This window comes from Legionella erythra (assembly GCF_001467615.1).
GTDB classification, from domain to species: domain Bacteria; phylum Pseudomonadota; class Gammaproteobacteria; order Legionellales; family Legionellaceae; genus Legionella_C; species Legionella_C erythra.
Map to the genome: position 1 here is coordinate 370,543 of NZ_LNYA01000034.1, position 15,517 is coordinate 386,059.

A 15,517-nucleotide genomic window follows, 5' to 3' on the forward strand; every position below is an offset into this window, starting at 1 on the left:
TATCTTATGCCATACGGAGGCAAAGAATCCAGCGGAGCAGCCAAGGCAATGAGGTTTTGAAAATCTGGGTACCGCAACCCCACGCCCGGTTAGGTGGTAACGGCCTTTTGATAGGTTTCACGCAGGAGAGTCAGCCGTTTTTCCAACGCCCCCAATTCAGCCTGGAGCGCGAGTTGCGCTTCGGCATCAAGGTGTTTTTGCTGCCGATTGAATAGGGCCTGCTGCTGATGACTGAGCACTTCCATCTCATGCTCAAGCGATTGAAGCCACTGTTGACGGGTCATGATCCGGGGCAAGGTGTAATCCGGCTTTTCCGCCCGCAGGCTGGACTTGTCATGGAGTTGACAGAGGCTAACCAATACATTGATTTTTTGTTTGATGCGTTCGGCGACAAAATGCGCGCTTTGCAAATCATTGCGCCTGGCCAAGCGGTCAATGTCTTTTTTAACTTCGGCAATGAAAGCGCTCGCGTCAGGGGTGTTGGCTGTTTGAAATAATCCCTTGGGCAAACTCAAGGGATTAAAAGCATGCAGGTTAGCAAGCTTCCATTCCAATTCTGGAAGGCGCGCGCTTAATTCATTTAACAACCCGTGTACGGTGCCGGCCATTTGAAAAAGCCTACGTTTATACAGCTGGCGTGCTATCTAAGGCAAGTGTTCTTCCCGTACGGCGGGATTGCATCCAGGAACTGACAAAGGGCGGAGCGCACATGAGCAACAGCCCAAAGACCAGTGTAGCCTCATAACGAGCGATACTGCCGACATTGATATCGACAGGCGGCATAAAACTGACCACCAACGTGGTTAATGTGCCCACAATCCCAATACCGGCAACCAACAGCATGCCGCTTAAGCCGCCAGGAATACGGAAAGCTCGCGGATGATGCGGGTTGCTGACACGCAGCTTAATCGCTGCAACGAACATTAACAGGTACATTAGCATGTACAATTGCGCTGCCAATGCAGTTAATAACCAATACGAGCCGTTGACACTCGGCATGAATAAAAATAATGTCGACAACAAGGTGACAATCACAGCTTGAGTCACCAGCATCAGGACCGGAGCGCCACGGCGGTTAACGCGCTGGAAACTGGGCGGCAGGTTGCCCTCTTCTGCCGCAACCAACAGCCCTTTGGTCGGCGCAATAATCCAGTTGCTAACACCGCCTAATCCGCCCATGACCAGCATGACGGCAACTACCGGCATCATCCAGGACAAATGATAGCGCGAGAAAAAGGCATCGAATGCCTGCATAATCCCGGCTACCAGATTAATTTCGTTATGCGGTAGAACCACCGCGATGGCCAGGGAACCCAAAATCAGCGTACTTAAAATAATCACCACGGAATAAATCAGGGCACGCGGAAACGCATGCTGGGGATTTTCCACATCATTGGCATGCACAGTGGCAATTTCAATGCCGCAAAAGGACATCATAATCGCTGTCAGCGACACCCACATGCCTTTATCGTGCAGGTGAGGGGCGATACTCTGCGTATCAAAATGTATTTGCATGGGGTTACCGCCAACTATCCACACCGCCCCCAGACCGATAATTAAGGACATGGGCAATAGCAATCCTGAGAGCGCACAAATATTGCTGAACAGAGCCGATGAACTCATGCCGCGCAGATTGACGAGGGTAGCCCCCCAGAAGGAACTGACAATCACTATCCACAGGAAATAAGGATTACCGGCCATGGTCGGATTAATGAGGTAACCGACCGTTCCTGCCACAAATGAAAGAATAGTAGGGTACCAAATCACATTCTCAATCCACTGCAGCCAGATGGCCAAAAAGCCGGTTCGCTTGCCAAATGCTTCCTTGACCCAAACATAAATACCACCTTGCTTAGCCCATCCGGAAGCCAGCTCGGCAGAAACCAAAGCCGTCGGAATTAAAAAAAACAAGGCGCCCAGCATAAAAAAAGCGATTAATTGGCTGCCGAACAAGGCCGTGGCCGGCAGATTGCGAATACTGTCGACCGATCCGACAGTAATCATTGTCAGACTAAAAATAGTTAAAGCATGCTTTTTAGTGCTCATTCCAATCCTTCTCTTGGCTAATCCTGTAATGGCAAGTTCATTATATGGGTTTAAGCTTAAGATAAGCTTAATAATCGTGTAAAAAATACACAAAAACGTGCATCCACTCTACTCGAAACCATTTAAATTGTAAATTGCTAATCACAGTGTAAAAAAAATTCAACTCGACGCCGATAGCGCCAACTACGCAAGCGGCACAAATGCTTTGCCTCATCCTGATAAGTTAGCTAGGATAAATAAAGTGTCTTGACAAGGATGGGTAATGAATCGCGTCTCTCTGTTTGGCGGCTGTCTTTTTTTGGCCATACCGGCTGTTTACTCACAAAATGACTACACCCTTTGCCATCATGCCACTGCGTTGTTTACCAACGCCCGATTCATCACGTTAAACCCCAAACAGCCCGAGGTCGAGGCGGTAGCCATTAGAAACCACCGCATTGTCGCGCTGGGGAAGGAAAACGAATTGACTGTTCAATGCCGTGATGAAAATACCCGCGTCATTGACTTGAAAGGGGCCACGGTCACCCCCGGTCTCATTGATACCTATTCGCAATTTGTTCTTTACGGCTGGCTTGCCAACCACGCCCTTGATTTATCCACTACCAATGTATTTCAACAAGCAGGATGGCAACCGGTTAAATCCTTAAGTGAATTTTTAGCAGCCATCCGCCATAAAATGACCCAGGATGACGCCTGGCTTATCGTCAATGGGTATGACAATGCGCGCATGCCTGGCAGAGCATTGACCCGCGCCATGCTGGATGATATCAGTTTGACCAAACCCATCCTGGTGCTATATTCATCCGGACACAAAGCCCTGTTGAACCAAGCCGCCATGAACCAGTTGCCAGCCTTAAAAAGCAGCATTCCCGTGACGGTGTCTGAAACCGGTCTGTTGGCGCAGGGCGAATTGCAAAAAGCCTTGGTCAAAATCATTCAATCAGCCGAATTACAGCAGGCCATTGAGGTCGCGGCCAAGCGTTATGCCGCCGCCGGTTATACGACTGTGACTGAAACCCAGGCTTCTCAGGATTGGCTCAATGCCTATTATTTTTTAACAAGCCAACCGTCTTTTCCAGTGGACGTGGTGTTAAATGCGCAAACTGTGGGTGACAAACAACGTTTTGCCATGAATGAGCTTGACAATCCAAGGCTCTACAATGGCCCGGTACGCCTCACCGTTGACGGCAACATCCGAGATTATCAGGCCTACCTGTCCTCGCCCTACTACAAAGTGCCGGATTATTTGGCCACCGGCTGGGCGGGGCAGCTGCGCTACAATTTGCGAAGCCTTGAAAAAATGCTGCTTAAAGCGGCGAGAGCCCATGTTCAGGTCGCACTCGAATGTGAGGGCGATGCCGCCATTGATGTGGCGTTAAATCTGGTGCAAAAAGTTCAACAAACCCAGAATGATTTCAGCTTCAGGCCCATGCTCATCAATGCCCAATTAACCCGGCAGGATCAACTCTATCGCATTCGCATGCTGGGCCTGAGCGTTAACTGGTTTTCACCTCACCTTTATTATTGGGGCGAAAGCATGTGTCATCAATTCCTTGGCCCGTTGCGTGCATTAAATGAAAACCCGCTGGCACAAGCGCGTGCTGTTCTGGGCAACACCCCCATTCAGGCCAATTCACCGGCCACTCCGCCGGCCCCCCTGGCGATGATGCGGCAAAACCTGACCCGTCAAGTCCAGAACTGGAATGAAAAGCCCAATGCCCAATGCCCGGCGGTATTTAATCAGCAGCAAACGCTTCGTTTAGAGGAGAGCTTGCGGGCACTGACTGTAGAAGCCGCCAGGCTGTATGGCATGGATGATGACAAGGGCACTCTGGAAGTTGGCAAACTGGCCGATATGACCTTGTTCCGCTACAATCCGCTTCGTGAAAAGCCCGAAGATAATCAAGTGCTAGGAACCATATCCAGAGGTGTGTTGCATCTGCTCAATGATACGGATAGCCCTACGCCATAGGCTTGTAGCTGCGGCAGCAAATTAACGGTATAGTTCGATATCGGGGTGAGTTTTGAGGGCAATCACGCTTATCGAAGGTATAGAAAGACCACTATGAATAACCATCTTCTTAGTAATGTATTTATTTTCCTCGCCTCCGCCGCCCTGATTGTGCCGCTTGCCAGCCGTTTTAAACTGGGCTCTGTATTGGGTTATCTAATCATCGGCGCGTTGATCGGCCCTTACGGTTTTAAACTCATCGGCAATCCCAATCAAATCATGCAATTTGCCGAATTCGGCGTCATCATGATGCTTTTTCTCATTGGCCTTGAACTGGAACCTGCCACCCTGTGGCGGCTACGCAAGATGATCGTCGGGTTGGGAAGCCTGCAGGTCATTGTGACCTCGGCTATTCTTTGCCTTCTTGGTCTCTTGTTAGGCTATCCTTGGCAAAGCAGCCTGGCGGTGAGTATGGCTCTAACCCTTTCTTCAACCGCATTGGTCATTCAAATGCTTGAGGAAAAAAATCTGTTGAAAACTGCCGAAGGTGAAACGTCCTTTGCCGTGTTACTGTTTCAGGATATTGCCGTTATCCCTATTCTTATCATTATGCCCCTGCTGGCTTCTGCCACGACAGCGGCAACAGTACCCCATGAAGCGACGCTGCTTGCCCTGTTCCCCGCCTGGATCCACCCCATTATTGTCACCAGTGTGATTGGCGCCATGATTGTCGCAGGCCATTTTTTTTCAAGCCATCTGTTTTTTATTGTGGCCAGAACACATCTTCGGGAGGTATTTACAGCCACGTCACTCGCTTTAATTGTCGGCATCACCTTGCTCATGGAAGCTGTGGGCGTGTCCCCTGCGCTGGGCGCCTTCGTTGCCGGGGTAGTACTGGCCAACTCGGAATACAAACGCACATTAGAAACCGACATCCAGCCCTTTAAAGGTTTATTGCTGGGTTTGTTTTTTATTTCAGTGGGGATGAGCATTAATTTCAACCTGCTTGGGGCACAATGGCATGAATTGCTCGGTGCCGTTGGGATTCTGATTGTTATCAAAGCCGCCGTACTCTTGCTTCTGGGATGGCAATTTGGCCTCACGCTCATTCAACGCATCGGCTTTGCGCTGGCATTGTCCCAGGGCGGAGAGTTCGCGTTTGTCCTGTTTAAATTTGCTTTCCATGTGAATGTCATCAATGAACAAACTGCCAATTTTTATACGTTAGTCGTCGCCCTTTCCATGGCAACAACCCCTTTTATCATGCTGCTCTATCAACGCTTTATCGTGCCTCATTATCTAAGCCTGGTTCCCCAACAACCGTTTGACACGATTCATGAAAAACAAGACATTATTCTTGTCGGCTATGGGCGCTTTGGGCAAATTGTCGGGCGCTTTCTAACAGGCCATGGCGTTAAGCTAACCATACTGGAAAAAGATCCGGAGCAGATTAAATTATTGCGTAAATTCGGTTACAAAGGTTATTTTGGCGATGCTGCGAGACTCGATTTACTAATGAATGCCGGCGCAGACAAGGCTAAATTATTGGTCATTGCCGTAGGCAATCCAGACGTCAGTCTCGAAATTGTAGAAATGGCCAAGCAGAGCTTCCCCCATTTAACCATTTATGCCCGTGCCCGCAATCGCAGTCATGCCTATCAATTGCATAAAGCAGGCGTGAACTATTTTAAACGGGAGACATTTGATTCATCGCTGACGATGGCGCAGGAAATCATGGCCTTTCTTGGGCATAGTCCCGAAACACTGCGGCGTAAGGCCAAAGCCTTTTTACAGCTGGATGAAGCCTCCTTAAAGCAATCCTTTGAGTTCTTTGAAAAAGAAGCGGAGATGATCAGTTATGTGCGTCAGGTGAATGGGGAATTGGAACGCATATTGAAAAGCGACCAGGCGTTTGAACACCCTAAAGGCCGCTTCAGTAAAATGGCAATGCCTGAAAATCCAGGCAAGGATTAATTGCCCTTGCTGTTAAACCGTTCAACACTTGCAATAATTTCTTCTTTGGCCGCCTCAGGTCCTTCCCACCCCGTGATTTTTACCCACTTGCCTTCTTCCAGATCTTTATAATGCTGGAAAAAATGCTCCAGAGACAGTAATAGTTGCCGCGGTAAATCCGCGTACGTTTTAACATTCTCATACATTTTGGTGAGTTTGTTGGTCGGAACAGCCAGTAATTTGGCATCCACGCCAGCCTCATCGGTCATTTTGAGCATGCCGACCACACGGCAAGGGATAGCCGCACCGCTTATCAACGGAACAGGGGTAACGACCAGAACGTCTACGGGATCGCCATCTTCTGACAGGGTGTTGGGAATGTAGCCGTAATTCGTGGGGTAAAACATGGCGGTTGTCATGAAACGATCAACAAATAACGCACCGGTATGTTTGTCAACTTCGTATTTGACAGGCTCGCCGTGCATGGGAATTTCAATGATGACATTGATTTCATTTGGAACATCACGACCACTTTTAATATGCATTAAGCCCATTTTAACTATCCCTTAAGATATGAAGACGGCGTATTATGCCAAAACCCCATCAAAAGGCAAAATAAGATGTTCTCTCGTCAATCAATATCCAGCTATTTTTAATCGCTATAACTCAAGGTATAATGTCGGATTAGCTCATTAAATTAAGGTGCAATGATGGATTGTCTCTTTTGCAAAATTATCAAAGGGGAGATTCCGGCCACGGTGCTTTTCGATGATTCGGAAGTCATGGTTATTCGCGACATCCGGCCACAGGCTCCAACTCATCTTCTGGTGCTGCCTAAAAAGCACATTGCGACAATCAATGATTCAGACAGTAATGACGAGCAATTGCTCGGACGAATGATTCTGACAGCCAAAAAGATGGCTCATAATGAGCATTTAAGCGATTTCGGATATCGCCTTGTTTTTAATGTGAATGCAGGTGGCGGACAGGAAGTTTACCATATTCACTTACATATACTGGGTGGTCGTCAAATGACCTGGCCGCCGGGTTAGGGTTTTATTCATGCAAGAATTGTATAAAAAAATATTGGAAGAGATAGGCGAGGATCCTTCTCGTGAAGGATTGCGGGATACCCCGGAACGGGCCGCCAATGCGCTTCGCTATCTGACCAAAGGTTATGCTGAAGATTTAAACGAGATCATCAACAACGCCCTCTTCGAATCGGACATGAGCGAGATGGTGATTGTGAAAGAAATCGAGCTGTACTCCATGTGTGAGCATCATCTACTGCCCTTTCTGGGTAAATGCCATGTGGGCTATTTACCCAGCGGCAGAGTGCTTGGCCTTTCTAAAATTGCCCGGATTGTTGATTATTTTGCCCGCCGCTTACAAATTCAGGAGCGTTTGACCGCAGAAATTGCTACGTGCATTGAAAGCATCACGGGCGCACGCGGGGTTGGTGTGGTCATTGAAGCCAAGCATCTGTGCATGATGATGCGTGGCGTGGAAAAGCAAAATTCGGTGATGACCACATCGGTGATGTTAGGTGATATGCGCAACAACGCCAATACACGCCTTGAGTTTTTAAAGTTAATCCGTTAACCATGATATCTGATGATCCCAAGCCATAGCAGGCGGATCCCGTACTTTATTAATCACCATTTACTTCCCGAACTTGTATGCATCAAATCCTTGATTAGCGAACGGATGTGATGCATAAAGCACGGTAACATTTAGATGCGACTGCCCGGCTATAAGTCCGTGTCCATGTATTCAGGAAACATCATCATGGTCTCGGTTACGTCATTGGCCGCTTGTGCGATGGGATTTGATTTGAATAAACCATAGGCAATCAAGCCGCCTGCTACGGTTCCCACCACTCCGCTTGCCAAGGCAACTTTAGCTGCCGCCGTGCCCGCAATGATGCCGCTAAAAAATGCACCCGGCCCTGACCAGAGTCCTAAACCAAATCCGATGCCAAAACCAACGACAGCGGCAGCCATGGTGAGTGTCGCCATGATAGCCACTGTAAAAACCGCCTGGGCCAGCCTATAATGTTTACCGTATAAATGAATCTGGCATTCATTGAGATAGGTAGCGATGATGGTTTCTCTATCCTCCAGACGTTGCCAGGCAAGCATTAGTTTTTCAGTCGATTGAGCAATGGCATCGGCAGCCTCAGGAGAAGCGCTTTTCAATTGTTCTTCAAGTTGCTCAAGCGCCTGATGCAGTCTGCTTCCAGCCAAAGTGCAATCCTTGGCTTTAGCCATGGGTGTCCATGCGATCTTTGGAAAAAAAAGTACGGCCTCTTTATCCCTGCGTTTCTTTTCATCAATCATTTGATTAAGCAACTGGAGGATATTTTCCCGATTTATATCGGCCATGTTATCTAACCAGAGTGCGGGATAATCCGCAATTGACATGAACGGCAAATCATCCTTACTGGACATCCCAACAAACAAAAGGGGCATGGCGGGATTGATTGCCTTTAAGGCATTAATATCCTGAGTAATCTGGTGTTCATCCCAACTCTCTACAAAGTAAAGGACTGCGTCAACACTCGGACAATAAAGCGACAAGCTCTGTTGATAGGACGTGTCCAAAATCCAGTAATTATATTCTCTGAAATGGGTTGCATCGCGATTATGAACTAATGATGGCTGAAGGGTATCCCTATGACCAAGATTAATTTGAGTGAATTGTTCAACGAATCGGTTTTTAGTCTCGGTTGTTTTGCCATAAATTAAAATGCTGGATGTGACCATATTCACTGCATAGTGGTGATTTCTCGGTGCATTCTACATAAAAGAGCCACTATTGCCAATACATTGGCCATGGTGATTAATATGAAGGCAATGGATGTGCCTGACTAATGCCAGGCACTGGATGAGGGTTATTCTTCTTCAGTGGATTTGGCTTGTGCTTCGTCAACGTCATCGTGGGAGAGATCAAGCGCTTCGTCATCCATTGCAACGGGTGAATCAGCGGCTTTTTCCGCAGCCTGGGGCTTATCTTTCCACTCGAGTTTCACACGACCCTGTTTGTCAACACCAGCCACGAACACTTCAATTTCCTGGCCTTCGCTCAAGACAGACTCTACTTTTTGAGAGCGATCGCTGCAAATTTGGGAAATGTGCAAGAGCCCGTCTTTGCCCGGCAACAAATTGATAAAGGCACCAAAATCAACAATTTTGCTGACTTTACCTTTATAGGTTTGACCTACTTCAATTTCTGCGATCAAGGCTTTAATCTGCCGTTGTGCTTCTGCCAGCGCCTCGGCATCCGGTGAGAAAAGCTGAACCACGCCGCTGTCATCGATATCAATTGAAACGCCGGTGCTTTCAATTAACCCCTTAATCGTAGCGCCGCCTTTGCCGATGATGGTGCGGATTTTATCTTCCGCTACCTTCATGGTGGTTATGCGCGGAGCATGTTGAGAGAGTTCACCCCGGTGCTCAGACAGCGCATTATTCATGACACCCAGGATATGCTTTCTTCCTGCCAGCGCCTGCTCCAGAGCCTGCTCCATGATTTCTTTGGTAATTCCGGTAATTTTGATGTCCATTTGCAGTGCCGTAACCCCTTTATCGGTTCCCGCTACTTTAAAGTCCATATCTCCCAGATGGTCTTCATCACCGAGAATATCCGTCAACACAGCAAAGCGATCGTTTTCCTTGATAAGACCCATAGCCACGCCAGCCACTGGGGCTTTGAGCGGCACACCGGCATCCATCAGGGCAAGACTGGTACCACAGACGGTGGCCATGGAACTGGAACCATTGGATTCTGTGATATCAGAAACGACACGCAGTACATAAGGAAATTCTGCGGCAGTTGGCAATACAGCCATCAGGCTTCGTTTTGCCAGACGGCCATGGCCGATTTCACGGCGTTTGGGACTACCGACCATGCCGACTTCCCCAACTGAGTAGGGGGGGAAATTATAATGCAACATGAAGCGATCTTTCGTCTCACCATAGAGACCGTCAAGCGTTTGTGCATCGCGTTCATTACCGAGTGTGGCGGCAACTATGGCCTGCGTTTCACCACGGGTAAACAACGCGGAACCATGAGTACGTTCAAGAAACTTGGTACGGATAGCAATGGGCCGCACGGTACGCTGATCGCGTCCATCAATCCGTGGCTCGCCATCAAGAATACGGTTTCGCACAATCGTTTTTTCCAGAGATTCCATGATTTCAGCAACCGTATCCACTTTGAGATCATCGCGTTCCTGAGCCAGGGTATCTAACACGAACTGGCGTGCGTCCTGAAGACGTTGATGACGTTGCTGCTTGTCTTTAATTAAATAGGCTTCATTAAAACGGGTGGTAGCTAATTCACCAATACGGGCAATCAGCGATGTATCGGTTGCGGGTGCAGTCCAATTCCAGGCGGGCTTACCCACTTCTTTAGCCATTTCCTTGATTGCACGGATAACGCCCTTCATCATTTCATGGCCATAAAGCACAGCGCCTAACATGATTTCTTCAGTTAACTCGCGCGCCTCAGACTCCACCATTAAAATTGCATCTTCTGTTCCGGCAACAACCAAATCCAAATCAGATTGCTGGGTGGCTTTGTAGCTGGGGTTTAATAAATAAATACCGTCCTGATAACCGACGCGGGCAGCGCCAATAGGTCCCATAAACGGAATACCTGAAATGGCCAATGCGGCAGACGCTGCAATCATTGAGACGATATCGGCAGGCACTTCCGGATTGAGCGACATAACGGTGGCAATAATTTGGACTTCATTACGGAATCCTTCAGGAAACAAGGGTCGCAGGGGCCTGTCCATTAATCGTGAAGTTAAGGTTTCGTTTTCACTGGGACGGCCTTCACGCTTGTTAAAGCCACCGGGGATTTTACCCGCGGCGTAGGTTTTTTCCTGATAATTGACGGTCAGTGGAAAGAAGCCATTGTCTTCTGCACCATCTTTCTTGCCTACCACAGTCACCAGAACCTGGGTTCCGCCCATGCTGGCAAAAATAGCACCATCCGCTTGTCTGGCTATCTCGCCAGTCTCCAGAATCAGGGTGTGTTCCCCAAATCGCACTTCTTTAGTGAATTTTGACACGTAGTCACCTCATTATGTATTAGCAAAAAAAAGGCGCAGAAAACTGCGCCTTTAACTTAAAATTGGATAGTTGTGTATCTCCTAACCATAGGAAAAACCCACTATCAATAGGAATCCCGCAGACCAAGCTTTTGGATCAGGCTTTGATAACGGTCTTGATCCTTTCTTTTTAAATATTTTAACAGCTTGCGACGCTTGTTAACCAATTCTTGCAAACCACGGCGTGAATGAAAATCTTTCTTGTGCGCTTTAAAGTGGTCTGTCAGATATTGAATTCGATTGGTAATTAAAGAAACCTGCACTTCTGGAGAGCCAGTATCTTTCTCAGTTCGTTTGTTCTGATTCACAATTTCTGCTGTTTGTGCGCTAGTTAGCGACATTGTTCACTCCTGGAAATAAGCTAAGTGTTCTTCTTAAAGGGGAGCATTCTATCAAGAGCGCCCTTAAGACACAAGTCTTTAGTTAATAATTGTGCAAGATTCTCACCCGCGTGCGCGAAAGGCTTGCTCACTGAGTAAGCGCTTTACTTTAAAAGCGCCCGATTCATCAACAAAACCTAAACCAGCAAACTGTTCCTTGCAGTCGTATAAACGGATTTCCCCGGTGCAGTTTAAAGCCTTAACTGGAGAAATAACACGCCCCAGCCTCAGATTAAGCAGTTCCTCATCCGTTAATGAAAGACAGGGAAAATGACGCACCGTGGTTTCCATTGGCAGCAGGCAAGCAGACAGCTGAGTTTTATCAGCCGCTTGCAGCATATCCAAAGTATACATGGGATAAGCTGAATAACCGGCAGTATACAAGCGATGCAATTGGGTGACATGCGCCCCCACGTTTAATTTATCCCCAATGTCTTCCACCAGATTTCGAATATAAGTTCCCTTACTGCAACTCACCCGGATTTTAAATTCCTGCCCATCAAAATCCAGTAAAAGGAGCTCTTTAATGGTGATGGCACGTGAAGCACGCTCAATATCGATACCATTCCTGGCGTATTTATATAATGGCGTACCCTGGTGTTTCAAAGCAGAAAACATTGATGGAGTCTGATGACTTAAACCAATGAATTCCTGAATCGTTGCCTGAAGGTGGTCTTTCGTCACGTGGACGGCATCTACTCTGGCAATTATTTCGCCCATGGCATCGGATGTGGTTGTTTTTATGCCTAATAAACCGGTCGCTTCGTACGTTTTATCATCGTCAAGCGCGTACTGACTGAATTTTGTGGCTTCACCAAAACAGACAGGAAGCATGCCGGTAGCCAATGGATCAAGACTGCCAGTATGCCCTGCCTTTTCAGCATTATAGAGGCGTTTTACCCTTTGCAGTACCGCATTGGATGATAGACCCTGGGGCTTATTGACCAGCAAAACACCGTCAACCTGTTCTTTACTGCTCACGTTGCTCATCTTGGCTGTCGGGATTGGCTTCATCAATCAATTTGCTTAAACGCCTGCCATACTCAATCGATTCATCATAGACAAAATGAAGCTGAGGCACGGTGCGGAGTTTAATTGTGCGGGCTAACGCGCTACGTAGATAGCTTGCTGCAGTATTCAAAATCACAGCAGCCTGCTTGTTCTCATCGCCTAAGACAGTAAAGTACACTTTCGCATGACTTAAATCGCCTGACACCTTGACGCCTGAAATAGTGACAAAATTGGGCAATCGGGGATCTTTAATCTCCTGCTGAATGATCTGCGATAATTTTCGCTGCAACATTTCTGCTACGCGATCGGTTCGTTTAAAGTCATTACTCATAAAGCCCGCTTGATCTCTATTGTTTCAAATACTTCAATCAAATCGCCTGCCTTGACATCGTTATAGTTTTTCACACCGATACCGCACTCAAAGCCCTGGCGTACTTCAACCACATCATCTTTAAAGCGTCTTAATGATTCCAGTGTTCCTTCATAAATCACGACGTTATTTCGTAAAACGCGAATAGGGTTATTGCGTTTGATGGTGCCTTCCACCACCATACATCCGGCAATTGCACCCAGTTTGGGGGAGCGGAATACATCCCGCACCTCGGCAATACCAATGATTTCCTCTTTGAATTGGGGAGCCAGCATGCCGGTTAATGCACCTTTGACCTGATCAACAATGTCGTAAATTACACTGTAATAGTGCAAAGAAACCTGTTCATGCTCAGCCAACCGCTTGGCAGCACCATCAGCACGCACGTTAAAGCCAATTAGAATTGCATTTGAAGCAATAGCCAAATGCACATCCGATTCGGTAATACCGCCCACGCCGCTGGCAATGATTTCAACCTTCACTTCGTCAGTCGATAATTTAACCAACGCATCCGCAATAGCCTCAAGCGATCCTTGAACATCCGCTTTAAGCACAATATTCAGCACTTTGGCATCGGTCGAGGTCATGTTTTCAAAAATGCCTTCAATCGACGATTTTTGTCGTCTGGCCAGTTTGACATCACGGAATTTACCCTGGCGGAACAAGGCTACTTCACGTGCCTTTTTCTCATCGGGCACCACAACCGCTTCATCTCCAGCATGTGGAATGGCAGACAACCCCAGAACTTCTACCGGAATGGACGGCCCCGCGCTGTCAACCAATGTACCATTGTCGCTGACCAAGGCTCTGACCCGGCCATATTGGAAGCCGGCCAGGAGAATATCCCCTTTGCGAAGCGTTCCGCTTTGGACCAAAACGGTCGCAACCGGGCCGCGCCCTTTATCCAGACGCGACTCAATAACAACCCCTTTGGCCGCGCCATCTGTAAAGGCTTCTAATTCCAACACTTCCGACTGCAGTAGAACGGCATCCAGTAATTCATCAATACCCATTCCAGTTTTGGCGGAAATGTTAACAAACATGGTATCGCCGCCCCAGGCCTCGGGAATCACTTCATGCACGGATAACTCGTTCATGACTTTCTCCGGATCGGCATCGTGCTTATCCATTTTATTAACAGCTACGATAATAGGCACCTTGGCCGCTTTGGCATGTTGGATAGCTTCAATCGTTTGAGGCTTAACGCCGTCATCAGCGGCAACAATCAGGATAACAATATCGGTCGCCTGAGCACCGCGTGCACGCATGGCCGTAAAGGCGGCATGGCCTGGCGTATCCAGGAACGTAATATCGCCTTTCGGTGTACTCACATGATATGCGCCAATGTGTTGCGTAATACCACCAGCCTCTCCCGCTGCCACCTTGGTCCGTCGAATGTAGTCGAGCAAGGATGTTTTACCGTGGTCAACATGACCCATGATGGTCACAACCGGCGCACGGCTCTCTGATTGACTACCCTTGCTGATGACTTCACCCAGAGTCTGCTCAACCGCATCTTCTTTCAGGGCACGTGCCTTATGGCCCATTTCCTCAACCACAATGATGGCGGTATCCTGATCGATGACCTGGTTAATGGTTGCCATGGCACCCAAGCCCATCATGACTTTGATCACTTCAGCCACTTTAACTGACATGCGTTTGGCCAATTCACCAACCGTGATGGTTTCAGGAATCAAAACTTCCCGGATTACAGGGGCTGTCGGCATGGCAAAACCGTGTGTTAACGCGTCCTCAGCTTCACGATATTTATCCGATTTTTCATTCAGCTTACGTTTTTTAGACTTGGGACGTTTGTGGCGAACATGTGCGCCTTCCTCGTCTTCACGTTCGGTCAACAGGTATTTGGTTTTCTTTTTATTCCCGGCGCTCTTTTTAAAATCGGACTTGTCAGCCTCTGACTCCATATCTTCTTTGCTGGAATATTTCTTTTTGGGCTTTTCTTCCCTTTGTTCTTGGGCTTCCGTATCGGTTTCGCGCTTGTCCTTCACCTCTTTGATTTCGGCTTCCTTACTTTGCGGCATTTCTGTGGCAGCAGACGCGTCTTCTTCCCTGGCAGCAGATTCAGCCATTTTTTCAGCTTCTGCCACTGATTCCTCCATGGGTTGAACAGCTGCTGTCACTGATGCCTCATCAGCCACAACCGCGTTAGGTTCCAGTTCCCTCAGAGCCGCCTCATCGTTTAGAACAGGCACAGTTTCTCCGTCTGCTGTAACTAATGATTCTGCTTCCTGCTCTGCTTCAGTCTGTTGTTCCAACAAGGTACTGCGCTTAACATAGGTCCGCTTTTTACGAACCTCCACATTAACCGTTTTCCCGCTGTGCAGATCATGCCCCACAGTAACCTGGGTGAGGCTTTTTCGCTTTAAAGTAATTCGCTCAGGTGCAGCTCTTGACTCATTGCCGGCATTACCTTTCAAATGATTCAGCAAGACACGCTTTTGTTCTTCATTCACGGTCTGTTCATCGTTATTAAAAGAGAGTCCCGCTTCCTGCAACTGGTTCAATAGACGCTCAACGGGGATTCCCACGACCTGAGCTAATTGTTTAACCGTCACATCCGCCATATTTTACCCCCCTTTAGCAATTTTAATGCAAATCGCCATTGTTCTATACTTGTTATCCACTTACATCCTAATTAGAAGCCAATGGCTCACTAATTAAAATAA

The 15,517-nt window shown here is 47.8% G+C and carries 12 protein-coding genes and 2 pseudogenes; 4 read left to right on the plus strand and 10 right to left on the minus strand.

Annotated elements, in window-relative coordinates; genetic code table 11:
- Nucleotides 1–89: 89 nt before the first annotated feature.
- Nucleotides 90–608: a primosomal replication protein gene (locus tag Lery_RS12970; RefSeq protein ID WP_058527657.1), complete on the minus strand. Its 519-nt coding sequence runs from the start codon at nucleotides 606–608 to the stop codon at nucleotides 90–92.
- 16 nt (nucleotides 609–624) lie between these two features.
- Nucleotides 625–2,046: an APC family permease gene (locus tag Lery_RS12975; RefSeq protein ID WP_058527658.1), complete on the minus strand. Its 1,422-nt coding sequence runs from the start codon at nucleotides 2,044–2,046 to the stop codon at nucleotides 625–627.
- A 262-nt stretch (nucleotides 2,047–2,308) separates the two neighbouring features.
- Here Lery_RS12975 and Lery_RS12980 point away from each other — a divergent pair, with 262 nt between their 5' ends.
- Together Lery_RS12980 and Lery_RS12985 are read left to right on the plus strand one after the other, a co-directional pair.
- Nucleotides 2,309–4,018 carry an amidohydrolase gene (locus Lery_RS12980; protein ID WP_058527659.1) on the plus strand — a complete coding sequence of 570 codons (1,710 nt, stop codon included), beginning with the start codon at nucleotides 2,309–2,311 and terminating at the stop codon, nucleotides 4,016–4,018.
- A gap of 93 nt (nucleotides 4,019–4,111) precedes the next feature.
- Nucleotides 4,112–5,971 (plus strand): monovalent cation:proton antiporter-2 (CPA2) family protein, encoded by a 1,860-nt coding sequence (locus Lery_RS12985; protein WP_058527660.1) that lies wholly within the window; start codon nucleotides 4,112–4,114, stop codon nucleotides 5,969–5,971.
- Here the strand turns inward: Lery_RS12985 and ppa are convergent.
- On the minus strand, nucleotides 5,968–6,504 hold the full coding sequence (gene ppa / locus Lery_RS12990; protein WP_058527661.1) for an inorganic diphosphatase: 537 nt from the start codon (nucleotides 6,502–6,504) through the stop codon (nucleotides 5,968–5,970). The two genes, Lery_RS12985 and ppa, sit on opposite strands and share 4 nt — an antisense overlap.
- A 156-nt stretch (nucleotides 6,505–6,660) precedes the next feature.
- On the opposite strand from ppa, the gene Lery_RS12995 reads away from it, so the two are divergent.
- Together Lery_RS12995 and folE are read left to right on the plus strand one after the other, a co-directional pair.
- On the plus strand, nucleotides 6,661–7,002 hold the full coding sequence (locus Lery_RS12995; RefSeq protein ID WP_058527662.1) for a histidine triad nucleotide-binding protein: 342 nt from the start codon (nucleotides 6,661–6,663) through the stop codon (nucleotides 7,000–7,002).
- 10 nt (nucleotides 7,003–7,012) lie between these two features.
- Nucleotides 7,013–7,552 carry a GTP cyclohydrolase I FolE gene (folE, locus tag Lery_RS13000; protein ID WP_058527663.1) on the plus strand — a complete coding sequence of 180 codons (540 nt, stop codon included), beginning with the start codon at nucleotides 7,013–7,015 and terminating at the stop codon, nucleotides 7,550–7,552.
- Nucleotides 7,553–7,701: 149 nt separating this feature from the next.
- On the opposite strand, the gene Lery_RS13005 is transcribed toward folE, so the two are convergent.
- The 7 genes and pseudogenes from Lery_RS13005 to Lery_RS15890 form a co-directional block, all read right to left on the minus strand.
- Nucleotides 7,702–8,715, minus strand: a complete 1,014-nt coding sequence (locus Lery_RS13005; RefSeq protein WP_058527664.1) for a hypothetical protein — start codon at nucleotides 8,713–8,715, stop codon at nucleotides 7,702–7,704.
- A 128-nt stretch (nucleotides 8,716–8,843) separates the two neighbouring features.
- Nucleotides 8,844–11,030 carry a polyribonucleotide nucleotidyltransferase gene (pnp, locus tag Lery_RS13010; RefSeq protein ID WP_058527665.1) on the minus strand — a complete coding sequence of 729 codons (2,187 nt, stop codon included), beginning with the start codon at nucleotides 11,028–11,030 and terminating at the stop codon, nucleotides 8,844–8,846.
- A gap of 104 nt (nucleotides 11,031–11,134) precedes the next feature.
- Complete coding sequence (gene rpsO, locus Lery_RS13015; RefSeq protein WP_058527666.1) at nucleotides 11,135–11,410, minus strand: 30S ribosomal protein S15; 276 nt, start codon at nucleotides 11,408–11,410, stop codon at nucleotides 11,135–11,137.
- A 102-nt stretch (nucleotides 11,411–11,512) separates the two neighbouring features.
- The gene (truB, locus tag Lery_RS13020) at nucleotides 11,513–12,439 is read right to left on the minus strand and encodes a tRNA pseudouridine(55) synthase TruB (protein ID WP_058527667.1); all 927 of its coding nucleotides are present in this window, start codon (nucleotides 12,437–12,439) and stop codon (nucleotides 11,513–11,515) included.
- Entirely contained in the window at nucleotides 12,420–12,791 is a 372-nt protein-coding gene (gene rbfA, locus Lery_RS13025; protein ID WP_058527668.1) for a 30S ribosome-binding factor RbfA, read from the minus strand. Before rbfA ends, truB begins: the two co-directional genes overlap by 20 nt.
- Nucleotides 12,788–14,740: pseudogene (gene infB / locus Lery_RS13030) on the minus strand (translation initiation factor IF-2); the annotation flags it as partial. The pseudogene infB and the gene rbfA, both read right to left, overlap by 4 nt.
- A 356-nt stretch (nucleotides 14,741–15,096) precedes the next feature.
- Nucleotides 15,097–15,415, minus strand: a pseudogene (locus tag Lery_RS15890) (translation initiation factor IF-2 associated domain-containing protein); the annotation flags it as partial.
- Between the last annotated feature and the right edge of the window lie 102 nt (nucleotides 15,416–15,517).